Source organism: Streptomyces sp. NPDC097640, assembly GCF_040302705.1.
Lineage (GTDB): Bacteria > Actinomycetota > Actinomycetes > Streptomycetales > Streptomycetaceae > Streptomyces.
The window spans coordinates 121,518-143,029 of the sequence record NZ_JBEOSB010000024.1; the positions used below are offsets into that span (position 1 = coordinate 121,518).

Annotated in this window: 16 protein-coding genes and 5 pseudogenes; 12 read left to right on the forward strand and 9 right to left on the reverse strand. The window is 66.7% G+C overall.

Translation table 11 applies throughout. The features are described 5' to 3' along the window. Positions 1 to 155: 155 nt before the first annotated feature. From ABTY62_RS32650 to ABTY62_RS32675, 6 genes and pseudogenes are all read left to right on the forward strand, one after another. Complete coding sequence (locus ABTY62_RS32650; RefSeq protein WP_352133026.1) at positions 156 to 1,403, forward strand: sugar ABC transporter substrate-binding protein; 1,248 nt, start codon at positions 156 to 158, stop codon at positions 1,401 to 1,403. Positions 1,404 to 1,438: 35 nt separating this feature from the next. Continuing rightward, positions 1,439 to 2,425, forward strand: coding sequence for a carbohydrate ABC transporter permease (locus ABTY62_RS32655; RefSeq protein WP_502997559.1), 987 nt, complete (start codon positions 1,439 to 1,441; stop codon positions 2,423 to 2,425). Then, complete coding sequence (locus ABTY62_RS32660; protein ID WP_352133027.1) at positions 2,422 to 3,294, forward strand: carbohydrate ABC transporter permease; 873 nt, start codon at positions 2,422 to 2,424, stop codon at positions 3,292 to 3,294. The genes ABTY62_RS32655 and ABTY62_RS32660 overlap by 4 nt, the downstream gene beginning before the upstream one ends. Before the next feature lie 55 nt (positions 3,295 to 3,349). Then, the gene (locus ABTY62_RS32665) at positions 3,350 to 4,552 is read left to right on the forward strand and encodes a glycoside hydrolase family 1 protein (protein ID WP_352133028.1); all 1,203 of its coding nucleotides are present in this window, start codon (positions 3,350 to 3,352) and stop codon (positions 4,550 to 4,552) included. A 236-nt stretch (positions 4,553 to 4,788) separates the two neighbouring features. Beyond that, a complete protein-coding gene (locus ABTY62_RS32670; protein WP_352133029.1) occupies positions 4,789 to 6,198 on the forward strand; it encodes a glucoamylase family protein in 1,410 nt (469 codons plus the stop codon). 484 nt (positions 6,199 to 6,682) lie between these two features. Further along, positions 6,683 to 7,553: pseudogene (locus tag ABTY62_RS32675) on the forward strand (hypothetical protein). A gap of 38 nt (positions 7,554 to 7,591) precedes the next feature. On the opposite strand, the gene ABTY62_RS32680 reads toward ABTY62_RS32675, so the two are convergent. From ABTY62_RS32680 to ABTY62_RS32690, 3 genes and pseudogenes are all read right to left on the reverse strand, one after another. Next, entirely contained in the window at positions 7,592 to 8,275 is a 684-nt protein-coding gene (locus ABTY62_RS32680) for a hypothetical protein (RefSeq protein ID WP_352133030.1), read from the reverse strand. An 803-nt stretch (positions 8,276 to 9,078) separates the two neighbouring features. Then, positions 9,079 to 9,255: pseudogene (locus ABTY62_RS32685) on the reverse strand (N-acetylmuramoyl-L-alanine amidase); the annotation flags it as partial. 428 nt (positions 9,256 to 9,683) lie between these two features. Then, positions 9,684 to 9,875 carry a hypothetical protein gene (locus ABTY62_RS32690; protein ID WP_352133031.1) on the reverse strand — a complete coding sequence of 64 codons (192 nt, stop codon included), beginning with the start codon at positions 9,873 to 9,875 and terminating at the stop codon, positions 9,684 to 9,686. Positions 9,876 to 10,098: 223 nt separating this feature from the next. Between ABTY62_RS32690 and ABTY62_RS32695 the strand changes: the two genes are divergently transcribed. Further along, a complete protein-coding gene (locus ABTY62_RS32695) occupies positions 10,099 to 10,299 on the forward strand; it encodes a hypothetical protein (RefSeq protein ID WP_352133032.1) in 201 nt (66 codons plus the stop codon). A 150-nt stretch (positions 10,300 to 10,449) separates the two neighbouring features. On the opposite strand, the gene ABTY62_RS32700 is transcribed toward ABTY62_RS32695, so the two are convergent. Continuing rightward, complete coding sequence (locus ABTY62_RS32700) at positions 10,450 to 11,136, reverse strand: TetR/AcrR family transcriptional regulator (RefSeq protein WP_352133033.1); 687 nt, start codon at positions 11,134 to 11,136, stop codon at positions 10,450 to 10,452. Between the two features lie 106 nt (positions 11,137 to 11,242). Between ABTY62_RS32700 and ABTY62_RS32705 the strand changes: the two genes are divergently transcribed. After that, positions 11,243 to 12,376, forward strand: coding sequence for an FAD-dependent oxidoreductase (locus ABTY62_RS32705; RefSeq protein WP_352133034.1), 1,134 nt, complete (start codon positions 11,243 to 11,245; stop codon positions 12,374 to 12,376). 612 nt (positions 12,377 to 12,988) lie between these two features. After that, positions 12,989 to 14,180 (forward strand): annotated as a pseudogene (locus tag ABTY62_RS32710) (IS110 family RNA-guided transposase). Between the two features lie 8 nt (positions 14,181 to 14,188). Here ABTY62_RS32710 and ABTY62_RS32715 read toward each other — a convergent pair. Together ABTY62_RS32715 and ABTY62_RS32720 are read right to left on the reverse strand one after the other, a co-directional pair. Then, positions 14,189 to 15,280, reverse strand: coding sequence for an integrase (locus ABTY62_RS32715; RefSeq protein ID WP_352133035.1), 1,092 nt, complete (start codon positions 15,278 to 15,280; stop codon positions 14,189 to 14,191). Positions 15,281 to 15,542: 262 nt separating this feature from the next. Next, positions 15,543 to 16,505, reverse strand: a complete 963-nt coding sequence (locus ABTY62_RS32720; RefSeq protein ID WP_352133036.1) for an SDR family NAD(P)-dependent oxidoreductase — start codon at positions 16,503 to 16,505, stop codon at positions 15,543 to 15,545. Positions 16,506 to 16,605: 100 nt separating this feature from the next. On the opposite strand from ABTY62_RS32720, the pseudogene ABTY62_RS32725 reads away from it, so the two are divergent. Further along, positions 16,606 to 16,817, forward strand: a pseudogene (locus ABTY62_RS32725) (IS5/IS1182 family transposase); the annotation flags it as partial. A gap of 924 nt (positions 16,818 to 17,741) precedes the next feature. After that, complete coding sequence (locus ABTY62_RS32730) at positions 17,742 to 18,791, forward strand: S66 peptidase family protein (RefSeq protein ID WP_352133037.1); 1,050 nt, start codon at positions 17,742 to 17,744, stop codon at positions 18,789 to 18,791. Positions 18,792 to 18,804: 13 nt separating this feature from the next. Here ABTY62_RS32730 and ABTY62_RS32735 read toward each other — a convergent pair. The 3 genes and pseudogenes from ABTY62_RS32735 to ABTY62_RS32745 all read right to left on the reverse strand — a co-directional run. Next, positions 18,805 to 19,043, reverse strand: a pseudogene (locus ABTY62_RS32735) (IS5/IS1182 family transposase); the annotation flags it as partial. Positions 19,044 to 19,045: 2 nt separating this feature from the next. Further along, the gene (locus tag ABTY62_RS32740; protein WP_352133038.1) at positions 19,046 to 19,975 is read right to left on the reverse strand and encodes an SDR family NAD(P)-dependent oxidoreductase; all 930 of its coding nucleotides are present in this window, start codon (positions 19,973 to 19,975) and stop codon (positions 19,046 to 19,048) included. A 113-nt stretch (positions 19,976 to 20,088) separates the two neighbouring features. Continuing rightward, entirely contained in the window at positions 20,089 to 20,511 is a 423-nt protein-coding gene (locus tag ABTY62_RS32745) for a DUF6069 family protein (protein ID WP_352133039.1), read from the reverse strand. 244 nt (positions 20,512 to 20,755) lie between these two features. On the opposite strand from ABTY62_RS32745, the gene ABTY62_RS32750 reads away from it, so the two are divergent. Then, a complete protein-coding gene (locus ABTY62_RS32750) occupies positions 20,756 to 21,274 on the forward strand; it encodes a MarR family winged helix-turn-helix transcriptional regulator (RefSeq protein ID WP_352133040.1) in 519 nt (172 codons plus the stop codon). Positions 21,275 to 21,512: the final 238 nt, after the last annotated feature.

Genomic DNA, 21,512 nt, shown 5'->3' on the forward strand with positions numbered 1-21,512 from the left:
GCCGCACACACGACACATTCACAGTCTGATGTCACTCCCGTTACGAGAGTGTGACCAAGCCCCCTCTTGCCACATCAGGAGGGTGACCACAGAGTTATGTATGCGCTTACAGGCAGCGCATACATGCCACGGGCCCGCCCGAGGAGGAGCCGTCCATGAACCGCCGATCCACCACCGCCGCGATCGCCATCACCCTGGCGTCCGCACTGACCCTGACCGCCTGCGGCGGCTCTGGCGGCGACCAGGTCAAGGCCGACGCGAAGCAGACGCTGACCGTGTGGGCCATGGGCACCGAGGGCGAGAAGCTCACCGACGTCGCCAAGGTCTACGAGAAGGCCAACCCGAACATCACGGTCAAGGTGACCCCGATCGGCTGGGACGTCGCCCACCAGAAGCTGGTCTCCGCCGCTGCTGCCAACAAGCTGCCCGACGTGATGCAGATGGGCGGCAGCTACATGACCGAGTTCGCCGACATGGGCGTCCTCGAGCCGGTCGACACCAAGACCTTCCAGGAGAAGGACTACTTCCCGGCGGGCTGGAAGCAGGGCCAGTACGACGGCAAGACGTACGGCGTGCCCTGGTACGTCGACACCCGCGTGCTCTTCTACCGCACCGACCTCGCCGAGAAGGCGGGCATCTCCAAGGCCCCGGCCACCATGGCTGAGCTGCAGCAGGCTGCGGAGAAGTACCAGAAGAAGGCCGGAACGAAGTACGGCCTCTCGATCCAGCCCGGCGGCCTCGACACGGTCCAGAGCTTCTACCAGTTCCTCTACTCCGCGGGCGGCGAGATCGTCACCCAGGACGGCAAGGCCGTCGCCAACAGCGCGGAGGCCGTCAAGGCCCTGGAGAACTACGGAAGTTACTTCAAGAAGGGCCTCGCCGAGAAGTCGGTCCGCCCCGGCTACGACGTGACGAAGGACTTCAACAACGGCTCCGTGCCGATGTTCTTCGGCGGTCCCTGGGTCATGGGCCTGATCGATGAGAACTACCCGGACCTGAAGGGCAAGTGGGCGGTCGCGAACGTGCCCACCGACGAGACTTCCGCCTCCATGGCGGGCGGCTCCGCCCTGACGATCTCCGCGGACAGCGAGCACAAGGCCGCCGCCAAGGAGTTCATCAAGTACCTGACCGACGCCAAGGGCCAGGCCGACTGGTACCAGCGCACCAAGGACCTGCCGGCCAACGTGAACGCCTGGAGGTCGGGCGAGCTCGCCACCGACCCGAACATGAAGGTCTGGAAGACCCAGATGGAGTCGGCGAAGGTCTCCCCGGCCCAGCCGAAGTGGACCGAGATCACCTCGAAGATCGACTCCGCGATCGAGAAGGTCGCCCAGGGGAAGGCATCGGCGAAGAGCGCGCTCGACGCCGCCAACAGCGAGATCGAAGGCCTCGTCCAGAAGTAACCCTTCCCCCACGCCAGAAGTCCGAAGGGCGCACCATGTCCACCACGACACCCACCCCCACGAACTCCGGGGCCATGAAGGCCCGGGACGGCGAGCCCGCAGACGGCCCGGGCGGCAAGGCGGGCCGACGCAGAAAACGCTCGATGGGGAAGCAGAACCTGGCCGGCTGGCTGTTCTCCACCCCGTTCCTCGCGCTGTTCGGCGTCTTCATGCTCTTCCCGATCATGGCGACACTTCTGATGAGCTTCACCGACTTCGGGCAGCGCAACGTCCGGCGCCCGCTGGAGGCGAATTTCGTCGGCCTGGACAACTACACCAAGCTGTTCAGCGACGACCAGTTCATGAAGGCGTTGTTCAACACCGCGTACTTCGTGGTCGTCGGGGTGCCGCTGACCATCGGGCTCGGGCTGCTGGTCGCGATACTGCTCAACAACGGGATCGGCCGAGCCCGCACGTTCTTCCGCGTCGGCTTCTACGCCCCCGTGGTCACCACCATCGTCGCCGTGGCGATCGTGTGGCGGTTCGTGCTCGACCCATCGGACGGGCTGATCGCCGGACTCGGTGACGAACTCGGTTTCACCGCACCGGACTTCCTCGGCTCGGAGACCTGGGCCATGCCGTCCCTGATCATCATGGCGGTGTGGCGCAATCTCGGCACCGTGATGGTCCTCATGATCGCCGGTCTGCAGGCCATCCCGACCGAGGTCCGCGAGGCCGCCCGGCTCGACGGGGCGAGCGCCTGGCAGGAGCTGCGCCGCATCACGGTGCCGCTGCTGCGCCCGACGCTCCTGTATACCACGGTCATCACCACGATCGGCTACCTCAACGTCTTCGAGGAGCCGTTCGTGATGACGCAGGGTGGCCCCTCCGACTCCACACTGACCGTGTCGCTCGACATGTACAAGCAGGGATTCAGCTTCTTCAACATGGGCTACGCGAGCGCGATGGCGTACGTCCTCTTCGTGGTGATCATGGGCATCACGGTGCTGCAGCTGCGACTGATGAAGGACAACACGAAATGAGCGCCGCGCCCACCACCGCCCCGGGCTCCCCTCGCCGCCGTCAAGGCCGCGTCAGCAAGCCGGTTCTGTACGTCGTCGCCTCGCTCGGCCTGCTGGTGATGGCCATGCCCTTCCTGTGGATGGCGCTGAGCGCCTTCAAGACCAAGAAGGACCTCACTGCCAGCCCACCGGTCTGGATCCCGTCAGAGTGGACGCTGCGGAACTTCCAGGACCTGCTCGACCAGCTGGACATGTCGCGGTACTTCATGAACTCGGTGATCGTCGCCGGGCTCGTGACCGTGTGCAACCTGCTGTTCTGCTCGATGCTCGGCTACGCGCTGGCCAAGCTGAACTTCACCGGCCGCTCGAAGGTCTTCGGGATCGTGCTCGCCGCCCTGATGGTGCCGGCCAACCTCATGGTCCTGCCGCTGTTCGTGCTGATCAGCCAGCTGAACCTGCTGGACACCTACGCCGGCCTGGTGCTGCCCTTCGCGGCGGGCGCCTTCGGTGTCTTCCTGATGCGGCAGTTCATGCAGGCCATCCCGGATGAGCTGCTCGAAGCAGCCCGGATGGACGGCGCCGGTGAGTGGTACATCTTCTGGCGGATCGTGCTTCCGCTGGTCAAGCCGGCCCTCGCGACGCTGACGATCTTCACGTTCCTCGGGTCGTGGAACAACTTCATCTGGCCGCTCATCTCGACCAACGACCCGAACAAGTACACCCTCCCAGTGGCCCTCGCGACCTTCGCGAACGATCCCAACCGCACGGTCGGCGGCGGCAACGGAATGCTGATGGCGGGCTCGCTCCTCGTCGTCCTTCCCGTGCTCATCGTCTTCGCTGTCCTGCAGCGCCACTTCACCCAGGGCGTCGCCACCGCCGGCATGAAGTAGCCCTCCCTCAGGGCCTCGCCTCCCCCACGCACCTAGAAGGACAGGCATCACCACCATGACGCTCACCCCTGCCCGCACGCCCTTCCCCGACGGCTTCCTGTGGGGCGCCTCCACCGCCGCCCACCAGATCGAGGGCAACAACGTCAACAGCGACTGGTGGCGCAAGGAGCACGACCCGGCGGCCAGCATCCAGGAGCCGAGCCTGGACGCCTGCGACAGCTATCACCGCTGGGAGCAGGACATGGACCTGCTCGCCGAACTCGGCTTCACGGACTACCGGTTCAGCGTCGAGTGGGCCCGCATCGAGCCGGCCCGCGGCCACTTCTCGCGCGCCGAGATCGCCCACTACCGCCGCATGGTCGAGGGCGCGCTCGCCCGCGGCCTGCGCCCGATGATCACGCTGCACCACTTCACGATCCCGCAGTGGTTCGAGGACCTCGGCGGCTTCACCGCCGAGGGCGCCGTCGCACTCTTCGCGCGGTACGTCGAGCAGTGCGCGCCGATCATCGCCGAAGGCGTCAGCCATGTGTGCACCATCAACGAGCCGAACATGATCGCCGTGATGGCCGGTCTCGCCAAGCGCGGCGACCAGGGCTTCCCGCCCGCTGGTCTGCCCTTCCCCGACGCGGCGACGACGCATGCGGTCATCGCCGCGCATCGCGCCGCGGTGAAGGTGGTCCGCGCCATCAACTCCGACATCCAGGTGGGCTGGACGATCGCCAACCAGGTGTACCAGGCCGAGCCCGGCGCCGAGGACGTCACCGCCGCCTACCGCCACCCCCGCGAGGACATCTTCATCGAGGTGGCGCGCGGCGACGACTGGATCGGCGTGCAGTCCTACACCCGGACCAAGATCGGCGCGGACGGCCCGATCCCGGCCCCGGCCGATGCCGAGCGCACCCTGACGTCGTGGGAGTACTACCCCACCGCCGTCGGCCACGCGATCCGGCACACAGCCGAACTCATCGGTCCCGGCACGCCGTTGATCGTCACCGAGAACGGCATCGCCACCGGGGACGAGCAGCGCCGTATCGACTACTATGCGGGCGCGCTCGACGCGGTCGCCGCCTGCATCGAGGACGGCATCGACGTTCGCGGCTACCTCGCCTGGAGCGCGCTCGACAACTACGAGTGGGGCACCTACAAGGCAACGTTCGGGCTCATCGGCTGGGACCACGAGACCTTCGCGCGCACGCCCAAGCCTGCCGCCCACTGGCTCGGGGGCCTGGGCCGGGAGAAGGCCCTGCCGCGCCTCTGAGCCCTCGGCAGAAGAGACCCGTCCGGAGCCGGCTCCCCACCCGGTGTGCCGATCCGTGACGTACGGGACCGGGACTCCCGCCCCGCCGTCCCGGTCCCCAGGGCCTGCGAACCATGACCGGCAGGCCCGCACTGGGCGGGGCCGACACCCCCTGACAGGCGTCGGCCCCGCCCTTTCCCCCCCACGGGCACCACGAAATTCCCTTCCCCACCCGCCCTTTCGGAAGAAGGACCTTCATGGACCGCCGTACATTCCTCACGGCTGCCGGCACCGGCGGCGCCGCCCTCGCACTTGGCTCGGTTCCGGTCGCGAGCGCGGCTCCGGCCGTCTCCGAAACATCGCTACTGCGCACCTGGTTCCGCTCGACGTACCGCTCGATCGAGGCGATGACCACCGATTTCGGCCTCGTCACCGACAAAGTCGACGTCAGCGGGTCCGGTACCCCGGTGCCGTCCGTGCAGACCTCGCCGACGAACATCGGCTGCGGGCTCTGGTCGACCGTCGCCGCCGGCGGGCTCGGTGTGATCACCCGGGAGACGATGGAACACCGGCTCGCCAAGACCGTGGCCGCGGTGGAGAAGCTGGAGCGGGCGCACGGATTCTGGTTCAACTGGTACGACGCGCACAACGGTTCGCTCCTGACGGCCTGGCCCGAGAGCGGCGACACCGTGCGCCCGTTCCTCTCCTCCGTCGACAACGCCTGGCTCCTCACCGGCCTGCGCATCGCCGCCGACGCCTCCCCCGCCCTGCGCCCGCGCATCGCGAAGCTGCTCGCCGACGCCGACTGGTCGTACTACTACACGCCCTACGACCCGGCCGACCCGGTCGCGGGCCCCGGCCAGCTCCGCGGCGGCTTCTGGCCGGACAAGCCGGGCAAGGGCGAGCCGACCGGGCACCACTACGGCGCCCTCAACACCGAGCCTCGGATGGCCAGTTACCTCGGCATCGCCGACGGCAGCCTGCCCTCCGAGCACTACTGGCATATGTTCCGTACGCTGCTGCCCGGCATGGGGCAGGAGCAGGAGCCCGAGGGCTCATACACCACCATCGACGGTGTCCGTGTCTGGCAGGGCCACTACACCTACCGTGGCCGCAAGCTGGTGCCCACCTGGGGCGGGTCGATGTTCGAGGCGCTGATGGTGCCGCTGTTCGTGCCGGAGCCCGAATGGTCTTCGCCCTCGTGGGGCGTCACGCACACCCGCTACGTCCGCAGCCAGATCGAGCACGGCATGCAGGAAGCGAAATACGGATACTGGGGCTTCTCCCCTGCCAGTATCCCCGAGGGCGGCTACCGCGAATACGGCGTCGACGCCATCGGCATGCAGGAAGACGGCTACAACTCCCTTGGCGTCGTCACCCCGCACGCCTCCTTTCTCGCGCTGCCGTACGCCCGTACGGAGGCCATCGCGAACCTCAAGGCGCTCGATGCGGACTTCGGCGCGTACGACAACACGTACGGCTTCCGGGACTCCGTGAACGTGACGACCGGGCGGGTCAGCGACTTCGTCCTGGCCCTCGACCAGGGCATGATCGCCGCCGCCCTCGCCCAGCAACTGTGCCCCGGACTGCTGCAACGCCCCTTCCGCACCGGCGGCTTCGCCTCACGGGTGCGCCCCCTCCTGGCGAAGGAGCGCTTCTCCATCTGAGCCGACTGCTCAGGCGTCACAGACTGGTGCCGAGACTGGGAGCGCTGTGGGGGCGCCCTGGTCGCGGCACCTGGCTTCGATCGTGGGTCTGGCGGAGCGGCGCCTCACTGAGCGGTTCAGCATGACCTCACCTGGAAGCACCCGCAGAGCGTTGCCATGACCGGGTCCGGCCGTGTCCGGAGCCGGTCATGGCTCAACATTCTCCTTGGGCCGCCTCACCGGGCCGGCGAGCTGCCTCGTACACCGTCACTCCGTTCAGCACCGACTGCGTCGTCGCGGTGACACGCAGCTCATGCCGACCGGCGGGAAGAGGCTCGGTCATGGACTCCTCAACCGCTTCCACCTGCTCAGCCGAAAAGCAGCAGTACCACGCACCACCGTCCACGACCTGCGCCACCTCGCCGCCACCTGTGCCGTTCGGAAACTCATCCCTCCTGCTCGCGGGTGGTCTGGCGCGCCATCACTCTGCTGGAACCCTGTCCGGGTGATCGTTTCGCTCGTATACCAGATGACTCGGAAGCTGCTCACGGTCCCGGCGGTGCTGCTACGCCGGGACACAGCCAAGAACACGGAATTGCCCGTGCTCCGGCACGAGAACGCGGTGCTGCGCAGGCAGCTCACGAGGCCGGTTCGCTACGAGCATGCGGACCGGCTGTGGTTCGCAGCGCTGTCCTCGCTGGTCCCCCGGCGCCGGTGGGCGCAGGTGTTCCCGGTGACGCCCGCGACGCTGTTGGCGTGGCACCGCAGGCTGATCGCCCGGAAGTGGGACTACCACAAGCATCGCCGCAGGCCCGGGAGACCTTCGACGGCGGGTGCGGTGAAGGCTCTGGTGCTGCGGCTCGCCAGGGAGAATCCGCGTTGGGGCTGTCGAAGAATTCAGGGCGAGCTGGTCCGGCTCGGACACCCGGTCGGCTCGACGACGATCTGGGAGATTCTCACCGCGGCGGGCATCGTTCCAGCCCCACGCCGCAGCCGTCCGACATGGCGCCATTCCCTGACCGCGCAAGCCCAAGCCATCATCGCCTGCGACTTCGTCCACATCGACCTGGTCGATCTGCGCCGGATGTACGCGCTGGTGTTCCTCGAACACGGCACACGCCGACTGCACATCGCGGGAGTGACCGCCCATCCCACCGGACCCTGGACGGTACAGCAGGCAAGAAACCTCGCCGTCGAGTCGGGTGTTCGGGCGGACTCGCTGCGTTTCCAACGGTCATCGCCCCCACCAGGCTCGCGGGCAGCTCCCTCCCCTCCTCCAGGAGCACCCGACGCCCATGGTCGGCCCGTCCACTCACCGGGTTCTGCGCACCCGAATACTCGGCGGCGTGATCAACGAGTACAGATACGCCGCCTGACCGGGAACGACGAGTTTCCGAACGGCACAGTGTCGGGACTACTGATAGCCCATGTGCCCCTGCTGCCCCATCGGGTATTTCTCTGTAATCAGGGTGGCGAGTTCACCCAGGACAGTGAGCAGCCCCTCTGTCGTCCTACGGGCCTCCTCTGCCCAGGCCAGAAGAGAATCTCGGTCAGCCGACCCAGCGGCCAGAGCTTCCATCAACGCTGATTCGTTGGCCACGACCCAGGCAACCCGCCGATCTGTCGCGTCCTCGAACTTGGACAACAGGTCTGGGCAGTAGACACGCATCATGTTGCGCAGTGTGCGCCTTGCGGCTCTGCGCCGCTGCTCGGGGGTCAGCCTCTTGACCAGGGACACCTTCGGTGTCAGCTGATTGACGATGCTTCCTTTGATCTGCACCGCGTGAACCTCGCCCGCCATCACGAAGCTGTTGCATTGGGAAGCGATCATGTTCACAGAGTTACCGAAGTCGTACCGCCCCCTGAAACGAGTTTGTCTTGCCTGCCCGATCTCGTCATCGAGCTTCATCTCAATCAAGCGCGTGGTATGTCCGGCGGCGGTGCACCATTGGTCGAGGATCGCATGTAACTCCATCAGGCTGGCGTGGAGCGAGGGCCATTCCGGCGATGTGGTTGCCTGCTGCTTTACACCTCGCACGACCGCGCCGCCTGCGCGAGTGATGATGGTTGCTTCTGGCCCTGTGAGCATGCTTTTCACCCAACTGTCGGCACACGTTGAGTCATTCTGTCGTTCCGCAGCAGAGACGGCCAAGACGTTGGAGGGACCCTGCTGTCACCGCTGGCTGCTGGCACGAGGCCGAACATTCTCCTTGCCCTGGCACTCTCTTGAGCGCCGCCCCGAAGACCAGCAATATTTGACCAGCGCGTTTGGGCTCGCGCCATGAGGCTTAGGCAGCGTCCTTGCTTTCGATGGCATCCGCGCCGCCCCGGCCCTGGTCACGGGGGTTCTCGCACAGCTTCTTGGTTGGCGACCGCGATGTTTCGTTCTTCGATCCATGCCCTGCCGGGGGTCGAGCGGACGCCACGCCAGCGCGGAACGCTGTACCTGGTGACCAGGGTCCAGGCGGCGCGTGTGGCGTCCTCCACCCACGCGTGACCGGCGGCGGGCAGGCCGCCGACCGCGGTCAGGTGGCGTGTGATCTGGCCCTCGGAATGTGCTTGTTGCCGTGTCCGAGGTACTCACAGTCTGCTGGATCCCTGTCCGGGTGTTCGTTTCGCTCGTATACCAGATGACTCGGAAGCAGCCGCCCGATGGCACGTTGAACGCGGCCTCGGCAACGTACACGGCCGATTCCATAGCGATGGCCGGCCACTGCCTGAGCACCGGGCCGCCCGCTGCCGGGACGTCCCAGGCGCGGGCGGCAACCAGGCCACCCATCGCCGCGTCGGCATCGATCGGGTCCTCGAAGGTGGGTTGTCCGCCATGGCGGACAGGGCGGCGGCGTCATGTCGTAGGGCCTCTGGTTTCGGCGGTCGGCCAGCACAGCGGGGTGGGTAGGTGTCGACGCCCGCCTTCGTGCCGGAGCTGACGGTGTGGTGGATCATCACGCCGTTCACCGGGCCCCAGGTGCCCTTCGCGTTGCGGTTTTGGTGCCGCCAGCCGCCTACTTCGACGACCCGCACGCCCTCGGCTTTGAGCGCGGCGAGGAACTCGGCAGCGGACAGGGGTGTAGCCATACGGGAACTCCTGGGTATGAAGAACGCCCCAGCCAGGCGAGGCGGGGCAGGCAAATGCGCAGGTAGCTGATGCCAGTCTCGCCGGGGCGTGAACACCCGGTGATCGAGATGCACCGGGGATGGAGGAAGCGAAGGATGGGTGTAGAGGTTCGCGAGTCGACCCAAAGAAGGTGACAGGTATGCGGAACCCGATAGCGCGAGCGCTGGCCACTGGTGCCGCCGTAACCATGCTGGCTGGCGGAGCGGCCGTGGCCTCGACGGGTACCGCCTTCGCGACGCCCTCCGCATCGGTGACACACTCCCATGCGGCAGCCAGTGATGACACGCCCAGCCCCAGCCCGAGCCCGGGATACAAACACTGCGTGACCATCGGGGCTCACCACGAGACGATCCCCATCAACGGCAAGAACCACAAGGTTTGGATCGGGTCACACAAGATGTGCTGGGAGAAGTAGTAACCGGCTGCGGTTGTTGCCGCCTCGGGAACCGGTGACGGTGGGTTTGGTGGCGGCGGTGGCTCCGTAGAGGCCCAGCGTGGTGCCGAGGTGCCGGAAGGCCAACGAGACGATCAGCGCGTCGTCGGTGGTCCACTCGTTCGCAGCGCTGCGCCGGAAGCTCACGTCCCGTGTCGCGGTTCCCGGTCAGGCTTCGAAGGTGCCGTTCGCGAGGACGCGCCTGTCACGCTCGAAAAGCCATCGCTGCTGATCAGGCACCGTACCGATGCTCATTGATAACGCCGCCGAGGACGCTCGTGCAGGAGTCTGCCTACGTCGAGGTCATGCAGGGCTGTCGGCTGCTGGTGGGCTCTCATGTGCCGACGCCGGGCCGTGTCCTCAAAGCCTCATGCAGGCCGGCCTGCACATCCAGGACATCATCGAGGCCGGCGACGGCGGCATCGTGGTGGAACTGGAGCGGCGCCTCACGAAGGCCGCGAAGGGTGTCAATATTCCATTTAGGCTGCTGAGCTGGGCGTTTCCTGTGGATGGTGAGACAGCCGGGGTGACGTGGTGCGGTACATCCGTGGGTGGTGCGTTGATCACTTGAGGGTGCCATCGTTTGCCGACAGGGGGCGGCGATCGGGTGAGGAAGTGAGAGGGGCATCCGCGGAAGGTCGGCCGAGGCTGGCATCGCGCCGCGGCGTACGGATGTGCACCGGCAGGACGGCGTCGCGGGGGCAGTGGGTGTCGGGGGCTTCTAGCGCAGGGCTGCGATACCGGCGAGAAAGATGTCTACCCCGACGAGGAACTGCTCGCGATCGTCGTGTTCGCCCAACTGAGTCGCCGCCGCGTGCACAAACGGGTACCGGCTCGGGTCGATCTGCGCCCATTGCGCGGCGGCGTGCTCCAGGAAGGTCTCTCGGTCCGTGTCGCTGCCCGTGCGGAGCCGCGCGTTCGCGGCGTTCTGCGCGGCGACGCCGAGGACGTAGTTCACGAGCGCGCCGGCCGCATCGAAGCGCGCTTTCTCCGGAACACCGAGGGCGTCCAGCAGGCGGCCGACGCCCTCGTAGAAGTCCAGCAGCGCGGGCCGCCACGGTTGGCGGGAGAATTCCGCCCCGACCCAGGGGTGGGCGTCGATCGCGTCGAACAGGCCGAGGGCGAGGACGCGCAGAGCAGTGCTCGGATCCGCGTCGGCGACCGCGCCCGACATCACGCCGGTGATGACCTCGTCAGCGGCCGTCGCGAGCAGATCACTCTTGTCCGCGACGTGGTGGTAGATCGCCCCGTAGCCGGTACTCAGGCGCACGGTGAGCGCGCGCAGCGTCAGCGCCCTCTCGCCGCCGCTGTCCAGCATCTCGATCGCGGTCTGGATGATCAGCTCCCTCGACAGGCTGTCCGTCCGCCGCGGAGCCCGCGCAGATCCCTTCACTGTTCTCTTCACCATGACCCCAGCATCGCACGAATGGAGCGTCGATCCAACTTCGTGTTAGCGTGAATGGAGTGGCGATCCAAAGGGGGCGTCACGGCACCCCGCAAGCTAGGAGGACACCATGACGGCACCTGTCACGATCATCGGAGCAGGTCTGGGCGGCCTGACGCTGGCCCGTGTACTGCACGTACACGGCATCCCGGCCACGGTCTACGAGGCGGAGCCCGCGCCGGACGCCCGCCGCCAGGGCGGCCTGCTCGACCTGCACCCCCACAGCGGGCAGGCGGCTCTGGAAGCGGCCGGACTGATCGAGGAGTTCCACAATCTGATCCTCCCGGGCCGCGAGGCGTACCGGGTCATGGACCAGGCGGGGAACGTGCTGCTCGACCTGCCCGATACCGGAACCGGCGAACGCCCGGAGGCACCGCGCGGCGAACTGCGGGAAATGCTCCTCGACTCCCTGCCCACCGGAACCGTCCGCTGGGGCCACAAGGTCACCGCCGCGCAGGCCCTCGGCGACGGCCGCCACCAGGTGGACTTCGCCGACAACACCACCGTGGTCGCGGACCTGCTCATCGGCGCCGACGGCGCCTGGTCACGCGTACGACCGCTGCTCTCGAAAGCCACTCCGGAGTACTTCGGCGTCTGCAGCGTGGAGACGTTCCTCTTCAACGCAGAAACCCTCCACCCCGCATCCGCGAAGGCGGTCGGAGCCGGCTCGCTGTTCGCGCTCGCACCGGGCAGGGGACTGCTGGCCCACCGTGAAGGCGGCGGAACCCTGCACACCTACGCGCAGCTGAAGAAGCCCCAGGAATGGTTCACCGACTTCGACACCACCGATGCCGCAGCCCTCACCGCACGGGTAGCGAAGGAGTTCGACGGGTGGGCTCCCGCACTCACCGCCCTGATCACCGACAGCAACACCCCGCCGGCCCTGCACGCCATCTTCACACTGCCGGCCGGACACCGCTGGGACCGCGTGCCGGGGGTGACCCTGCTCGGCGATGCCGCCCACCTCCGGGCACCGAACGGCGAAGGCGCCAACCTGGCCATGCAGGACGGCGCCGAACTCGGCCGAGCCCTCGCCGCGCACCCCGACGATGCGGAGACCGCGCTCGCCGCGCACGAACAAGCCATGTTCGCCCGCGCCGCCGCTGTGGAAGCGGACGACGACGGCTTCTACACGATCATGATCGACAACCACGCGCCCCACAGCCTGCTCGCCCTGATGACCGGCGCCGAACCAAACGCGTGATCCGCAGCCACGCGTACAGCGACAGGTGGCCCGACGCAGCGCCGCCTGGTGCTCTGAAGCGCGGGTCCTCGGCATCGGCTCAGTCCTCGCGGCCGTCGTCGTCCTCGTCCAGTTCAGGCGCGTCCGGGTCGCGCACCGGACGCAGGGCGCCGGTGGCCGGGACACTGGCGGTGAAGCTGTAACGGCCGAGCAGGTTAGATCCTCACCCTCGGCATCGGTGTGGTTCTTCCCGCGGTGTGGTCCCGCTTTCCGAAGCGGCAGGAGGCCGCTTTCAAGATTCTTGAGCTGATCGTCTCCGCCTCTCGTTCCCGCCAGCGTCGAAGCCGGTAGCCAGAGCTCTGGGTCTGCGCATGCCGATAAATCATTCCGCGCAGCTCAGGCCGCTCTACCTTCTTGATCGGGCTGGTCCTCCCATTCGTAGGGTGAGGGCGCCCGGGGGTGTCGGGTGTGGCTGTCAGGCTGCTGCCAGCTCGTGGCTGAACACGCTTCGCCGTCCGGCACCCCGCGACGACTCGGCCGCCGATTGGGAAGTGCGAATGTGTCGCTGTGTAGAGCAATGCCGGCGAGGTCGTCCGTGGCACGAAGAGCACAAACGAGCACGTCAGGAGCACGATGAGCCGGATATGGGCGGGGATCGACAGCGGTAAGAGCCACCATCACGGCCTTGCCGTGGATGCTGACGGCAAGACGCTGTTGTCGCGGCGGGTCGCCAACGACGAGCCCGAGCTGCTGAAACTGATAGGCGACGTCCTCGACCTGGCCGACGGACGGCGGGTCACCTGGGCGATCGACATGACCGGCGGAGAGCCAGCGCTTTTGCTGGCCCTGCTGCTCAACCACGGCCAGGAGGTCCTCTACATTCCCGGCCGCCTGGTGAACCGGGCCTCCGACGGCTACCGCGGCGAGGGCAAGACCGACGCCCGCGACGCCTACGTCATCGCCGACCAGGCCAGGATGCGCCGCGACCTGCGCCCCATCCGCCCCGGCGACGAAGCCGCCATCGAACTCAAACTGCTGACCGGTCGCCGGGCCGACCTGGTCGAGGACCGCACCCGCGCGGTGAACCGGCTGCGCGGCACCCTGCTGAGCATGTTCCCCGCCCTGGAACGGGCCCTGGACATGACCAACACCAGCCCGCTCAGGCTCCTGACCGGCTACCAGACCCCGGCGCAATCCGCCGCACTGGAGACACGCGGCTGACCAAGTGGCTGGCCAACCGCAAGGTCCGAGACGCCAGATCGCTGGCCGAAACGGCAATCGATGCCGCCGAGCGCCAGCACACCGCCGTCCCCCGGGGAGAAGACCATCGCCAACTGCTCCACACCCTGGCCGAGGAGGTGACGGCCCTCAACGAACATACCGCCGGGATCGACAAACTCATCGAGGCCCGGTTTCACGACCACGAGCTCGCTGACATAGTCGAGAGCGTCCCCGGCATTGGGCCGATCCTCGGCGCCGAGTTCCTCGCCTCCATCGGCGGCAGCCTCGACGACTTCGCCTCCCCGGACGCCCGGCCTTCGCCGGCCTCGCCCCCGCTCCCAAGGACTCGGGCAAGGTCAGCGGCAACCTCCACCGACCGGTGGCCTACCACCGGCGCCTGCAACGCGTCTTCTACACCTCCGCGCTCGTCAGCATCCGCTGTGACCCCAACTCCAGGAAGTTCTACGACCGCAAACGCGCCGAGGGGAAGAAGCATGTCCAAGCCGTGCTGGCCCTCGCTCGCCGACGTGTCAACGTCCTGTGGGCCCTGATCCGTGACCGACGGTGCTACCAAGTCACACCATCAGTCACCACGCCTGCTTGACAACAGCATTAGGAAGCGTGCTGGTACTCGTGGAGGGTTCCGCCGAGTCGGTCTCGTCGGTCGATTTTCAGGTGGGCGAGCTGGGCTTGTTGGGTGATGGGTGCGGGTAGTGGGCGGCATGGAGCGGCTTGCTCCATGGCCCTGTGCGGGCGGTGCTCGTTAGAGAAGGACTCGTACTCGCGCAGGGCATGGAGGAGATGTCGCTGGTTCCAGACCAAGGTCCGGTCCAGAAGTTCCCTGCGGCAAGTCTGTATCCAGCGCTCCATGAGCGAGTTCATCCGCAGCATCCGAATGCCAGTGGTGACGACTTTGAGATCGGCATCGGTCATCAGGGCGTCGAAGGCGGCCGTGAACTTCGAGTCGCGGTCTCGGATGATGAACTTCGCCTTGCTGTCGGCGTCCTCGAGGTCCATGAGGAGGTTACGTCCGAGCTGGACGATCCACTCCGCGGTGGGGTGCGCGGTGGCGCCGAGGATCCGGATACGCCGGGTGGCATGCTCGATCACAGCGAAGACATGCAGGCGTGCCCCCGTCAGCGTGCGGACTCCGAAGAGGTCGCAGGCGAGAAGGGCCTTGGCCTGGCCGCGGAGGAACTCGGTCCAGGTGGTGTTCTGCCGTCCGGGTGCGGGTGGGATGCCGTATTCGCGGAGGATCTCCCAGACGGTGGAGGCGGCGACCTTGATGCCCAGGGCTGCGAGTTCACCGTGGATCCGGCGATAGCCCCACGAGGCATTCTCCCTGGCCAGGCTCAGGACCAGGGCGCGGATCGATCGGATGGTGCATGGGCGTCCGTGTCGCCTGGGTACGCAGGTCGCGGCGTGGCGTCGCCTGAGCATGTCGCGATGCCAGCGCAAGACCGTGTCGGGGCGCACCAGCAGCAGAAGGTGCCGCAGTCTGTCTTTGGGGAGGTGGTGGACCAGGCCGGCGAGGACGGCGCGATCGCTGTCGGTGAAGGTCGGCTTGCCGACCTGACGCTGCAGGACGAGCAACTGGTGTCGGAGTACGAGGATCTCGATGTCCTTCCCTTTGTCGCTCATCGGCAGGAGGCGCAGGAACGCCAGGGCGTTGGTCACGGTGAGGTAGGCCAGGCGCAGCAGCACGACAGCTCATGATGACGCCGGGGCCGTGTACAAGTGAAGACGCCAGCGCAAGCGTCGATCACAGTCGAAGATCTCCGATCAAGCTCTCACCTGCGTAGATGATTTATCGGCACTCGCAGTGGTGAAGCCCGACAGCGACAAGGGCCCACCACGCCATGCTCGGCATTGCCCGACTACACAACCTCACCCTCGCCGGATAGGTGAACCGCCCCAGCAGTGATGGGCGTCTGAACCGGCCTGGAGATCACTTACGGGCCAGCCATTAGGTTGCCGCCGCGAAAACGTCGATACCCGTGAGGTCGGCCGACAGCGCCCACAGGCGAGCGGCTTGTTCGGGGTCGGTCGCGTGTGCGTGCACGCCGCCTTCCGAGCCGTCGCCGACCGGCTCGGCTATGTCGCAGTCCTCGCAGTACACGCCGCCCATGCCCGCCAGCTGGGGGGAGGTCGCCGCCCATACCTGCGTCGCCGCGCCCTGCCCGGGCGTCTTGAAGGTGGGATCGGTCGGGTTGCCGTTCTCGTCGATCCAGCCCGCGTCGACCATCTCCGCCTTCGCAAGGTGGCGCTGCAGCGGGGTGAGGATGCTGCCCGGATGCAGCGCGAACGCTCTGACTCCGGCGTCGCGGCCGAGCGCATCGAGCTGCACGGCGAACAGCACGTTCGCCGTCTTCGCCTGCCCGTACGCCTGCCACCTGTCGTAGCCACGCTCGAACTGCACGTCGTCCCAGCGCATACCGGTGATGCCGTGGGCGCCGGAGGACACGGCGACCACGCGCGCGCCACCGCGGGCGATCGCCGGCCAGAGATGGTTGATCAGCGCGTAGTGACCGAGGTGGTTGGTGGCGAACTGCGCCTCCCACCCCGGGCCGACCCGCGTCTCGGGACAGGCCATGACCCCAGCGTTATTGATCACGATGTCGACGTTGCGACCGGAGGCCAGGAACCGCTCGGCGAAACCGCGGACGCTTTCGAGGTCGGACAGGTCGAGGTCGTCGGTCTCGACGCCGTCGATGCCCTCGACCGCCTCCTGCGCGGACGCCCGTCGCCGGGCGGGAACCACGACGCGGGCTCCGGCACCCGCCAGGGCGCGGGTTGTCTCCAGACCGAGTCCCGAGTAGCCACCGGTGACGATCGCGGTGCTGCCGGACAGGTCGATCCCGCTCAGGACGTCGTCCGCGGTGCTCCGGGCTCCGAAGCCCGAGCCGATCTTGTGCTGAGGTGTCGTCATGACGGAGACGCTAGATGCTGGACCGCGCTCTAGGGCAAGGGCCGGTGACGGCGAACGTCCGGACTCAGCGTTGCGTCTGTGCCAGATCACCGCAGATACCGACGGTGGCTTTCCCGGTACTGGATTGTCATGCCCCACAGGCGAACAAGGGCGAAGCTCTGCCCGGCCGGAAGGAAGCCCACAGCAGGTCACACAAACAGGCCCGCGCCCGAGTCGAGCACGTCTTCGCCCGGATGAAGACATGGAAGTGACGGCGTCCACCACGCCATGCTCGGCATCGCGCGCATGCGCAACCTTGCCCTCGTGGGGTAGGCGGTGGGCGCCCAGCAACGAACAGCCGCGTCAAGCCGACCCAAGAATCATTTGCGGGACAACCCTTAGGCTCTCTGCGATGCACTCGTAGAGGAGGTCACAGGGTGTCGGTCGATGGGTCTGTTCTTGCGTTGTTCACCCCACCGAGCGCCCTCCGCATGACTCAGGAGTACGCGGCCGTCGTGAGTTCCGTGCTTGCCGCCATCATGGTGGTGGGCGCGGTAGAGGTCGCAAATACGCTAAAGTCCTTGGACTCGGGTAGAGAGAAACTTCGAGTTCTGTTCGCCGATGAATTGAAAGAAAGCGCCATAGCGCACAGGACCGGCATCCCCAGGATTGCGCCTCAGAGTCCATCGCACGCTTTTGAACCTCTACATCCCTTGGTCCGTGAACTTCACCATATCTGCTGGCGCCCTTCTCTTCGTTCTCACTCGGTACGCACAGAAAAAGGGAGGGGACTGGCCTCAGCCTACAGGCAATCCGCTCTCCGAACTCCAGCTCTTTGGGAACAGCGAATAGAATTGACCCGGCGCATGAGTCTGCCACCTGTGCAGACGAGAAACTTGATGAGGTCTTGGGCGCGCCATAACGGAACAAAATGGTGACAGGAGCTGAGAGTAGTGTGACAAGGGTAAGAAATTCGTGTCTCATGGCGCGAGGCGTAGCGCCCGTGCCATGAAATCGTTCGCCCGGGTTCCGGGATGCCTCACTCGTTTCGCAGACACGACCTCACCGCCCACTCCGAAGCACAACGCCCGCGCTCGGCGGGGCCGAATGATGTGCGGCCGCGTCCCGTCGAGGACGTACCGCACGGCCGGGTGGTTACAGGTCGCCATGGCGGGGCATTGAGCCTCTTCCAACGTGAGGAGGGAGCCGATCGGTAAATGTGTCGCGTGTTATTGCAGGCATCGGGATACTGCCTCGGTGACGCTCACCGCACCGCCTCAACTGTCCCAACTGCTGCGCCCTCGGGCCCTCGTGTCCGGTGACCTTGTCGTCATCGCGGCACTGTCCGGGCCGCTCCATGCCAGATACACGCCCGATCTCGAGCGGGCCGTGGCCGAGCTCGAGGGGATGGGATTCCGCGTGCGTCTCGCACCGCTCCTCGAAGCCGGACGGCATCGTTGGTGGAGCGTGGCGCGGCCGGACGAGATCGCTGAGGAGTTCAACAGTCTGCTGCGTGATCCCGAGGTGCGCGCGATCGTCGCGCACGACGGTGGCCAGACAGTGTTCGGATATCTCGATCTGATCGACTTCGACGCGATCAGGGCCGACCCCAAACCGATCCTCGGCTACAGCGACATCTCGCTGCTGCATCTGGTGCTCTACGCGCGTACGGGCCTGGTCGGATTCCATGCCGACCTGGCTACGCCCGGGCTCGGCGGGCACTGGCAGAGAGCGTCCGCGGCCCGCCGGAAGGAGCTGGGGAAGCTGTACGCGACGCTGCTGACCGGCACGGAGCCGATCGGCGCGCTGCCCGCCGGCCCGTCGTGGGAATGCTGGCGTGCTGGGCGTGTCGAAGGCCCGCTGATCGGCGGGGTCATCAACCGCATTGTGCTCGCGCAGGCGACGCCTTTCGCGCTGCCGCTCGAACGGTTCGACGGTGCGGTGCTGTTCTGGGAGGAATTGGGCGGCCAGGCATCGTACGTGTGGAGCTACCTGCAGATATTGCGGCACAGTGGCATCCTCGATCGGATCGCCGGCATGGTCGTGGGTGTTCCGGAGGCGATCGACGGGCTCGACTCACCCGACGGCTCCCCGACCCTGGCCGAGATCGTCCTCGACGTCCTCGGCGACCGTGACATCCCGGTCCTGGGCAACGTCGAGGTCGGACATGCGGGCCCGAATCTGCCGATGCCGGTCGGCATCCGCGTCGCCCTCGACGCGGAGGAAAAGACGTTGTCGCTGCTCGAACCGGCAGTACGTGCCGCTCGTGGCGACGGGACCGGTCGGTTGAGCCACGCGGATCAGTGAGGATCTTGCATCCTCAGGCTGGGGCGGTCAGCTCCAAGGTGAGGACGGCCTTGACCAGGCCGGTGATGCGGGTGGTGCTGCACCGGAGCTTGCGCAGGAAGCGCCAGCTCTTGAGGGTCGCCATGGCTTGCTCGCCGAGCGCGCGGATCTTCGCGTGAGCGCGGTTGACAGTCTTCTGCCTGCGGAGAGCTTGTCCCAGCGGCGGAGGTAAACACAGACTGTCCCGGACCGGCCTGTCGCACCTTCCCCCGCTGCTATCGCCCGCCCACGGCCTCCGCGGATACCTCCCACAGGCGCGAGGCTTGGGCGGGGTCCAGCGCGTAATCGGCGACACCGCCGTGGAGGTTGTCCGGAGTCAGCGGCTCGGCCTGGTTGCAGTCCTCGAAATAACGGCCGCTGACGCCTTCGAGCAGCGGGGACACGGCGACAAGGACGGATGTGGCAGCACCCTGTTCTGTCGTCTTCCACGGCAGTTCCGGAGCACCGCTCTCCGCAAAGCGGGCCAGCACCTCAGGGTCGACATGGCGCATCAGGTTGGTGCGCACCACACCGGGCATCACCGCGTTCACAGCGATGCCGTCGCCGGCCCACCTTCGGGCGGCCTCGACGGCGAACAACGCATTCGCCGTCTTGGACTGGCCGTACGCGGACTGCGGGTCGTACGCGCGCTGCTCGAAGTGGATGTCGTCGAAGACGACCGGCGAGAGCCGGTGCTGCGAAGAACTGACGGAGACGACCCGCGCGTCGCCCGCTTCGGCGAGTGCCGACTGCAGCCCGGTGGTCAACGCGAAGTGTCCGTAGTGGTTGGTGGCGAAGTGCGTCTCCCAGCCCTCACGCGTACGTGTCAGCGGAAGGCCCATCACCCCGGCGTTGTTGACCAGGACGTGGAGGGGGCCACTCCAACCGGCGACGAAGGAAGCGACCGACGCCTGGTCCGTGAGATCCAGGAGTTGTACGTGGATCTCCTTGTTACCCGTGTGGGCGGTGATGCTCTCCGCGGCGCTCGCGCCTGCGGCAGCGTCCCGAACCGCCAGGGTCACTTCCGCGCCCGCACCGGCCAACGCTCGCGCGGTCTCAAGGCCGATGCCGGACGTCGCCCCGGTGACGACGGCCCTGCGCCCCGGCAGCCTGATGCCGTCGACCACCTCGGCAGCGGTGGACTCGGCGGTAAACGGTGTACTCACACGTGTGCTCACTTGTTAATTCCCTTCGATGTGTTTGCAAGACAGGACCTGTCTGTGGAAGGCCCACTGGGGCGATGTGTACACCTACCGGGATGCAGGTCGAAACCGCCCCTTCACCGGGCGGTCAGAGGCATGACCCGGCGATAGACAGGCACGGCGATGACCGCGACGGCCACGTGCATGAGAAGCAACGCGGTCACGCCCACCGCTCCCCCGTCGTCGAACAAGAAGAAATCCGGAACGAAGGACACCACGACCACGGCCGGCACCAGTCGCCGGAGCAGATGCTCGGGGCGCTTCGACACCTTGCACACTGCCGCCCATCCGACGGAGCCCAGCACGATGCCCACAGCGGTCAGGAAGATGTACGAGCCCGGATTGAGCGGTCCGAAGTCGTCGGTCCTGTCCGCGATCGCACGAGCAGCGATGGCGAGAAGAGCGTTGACCGCGCTGGCGGCAACGATCGCGGCGATCACTCCACCGACGACAGTCAAAGGGCTGCGCCGGCCAGTCGGCGTGTGGGTGAGGGAGGACATGTGAAGTGCTCAGCTCCTGTTTCGGGGGAATTCAACGAGCGGCTCGGCAGACACAACGGACTGACTCACGCCGGGCCAGGACCTGGAGCGTCGGAAACAGGCGCACCCACGACTGCGCAAAAGGCGCACTTCGCTGACCGCCAAGCTCCCCAATGACTTCAAGCTTGTAGCGACCGTAACACTGGATGACTTCACGAAACAAGTGATCAACGATGTGGATCACTTCGTCGGTACACTCGAAAACATGGATGATCCGGAGAAGCCACGCTGGCTCGACAGCGAGGAACAGTGGAACTGGTTCCAGTTCGCCTACGCGTTGATCCGCGTTCCTGCTGGACTGGAAGCGCAGATGCAGCGCGACGCCGGCATCAGCCACTTTGAGTACCTGGTCCTCTCCGCACTATCCATGGCCCGCGATCACACCCTTCGGATGAGCGACCTGGCGGAGTTCACAGCCAGCACTCTGTCCCGGTTGTCCAACGCGGTCGGCAGGCTGGAGAAGCGCGGCTGGGTACGTCGAGCGCCGGATCCCGCCGACGGCCGCTACACCCTCGCGATCCTGACCGAGGACGGCTGGAACAAGGTCGTCGAATGTGCTCCGGGGCACGTGGCGGAGGTGCGCCGCATCGTCTTCGACCCGCTCACCAAGACGCAACAACGCCAGTTGGGGGTCATTGCCCAACGCATGCTGCGCGCCATCGACCCGGACTACGCTTCCGTCGAGGACCTCGCCCGCCGCGCTTTTGCCACGAACGAGAAGTAGACGTTCGGCGCCCGGTTGTCTCGTGGCAGCACCGGCTCACGCGCCGTTGACTCGAACCAGTCCCGCCTCGTAGGCGAAGACGGCAGTTTGCGCCCGGTCGCGGAGCTCCAGCTTGTCCATGATGCGGTACAGGTGCTTGCAGCGATCAGCACTCGCGCTCTCGTCTTCAGCAGAAGGCCCGAGGCTCTCGCTCTGAGTCCCGCGAAGGCGTACTCGTCCAAGTCGAACGTGGTCAAGA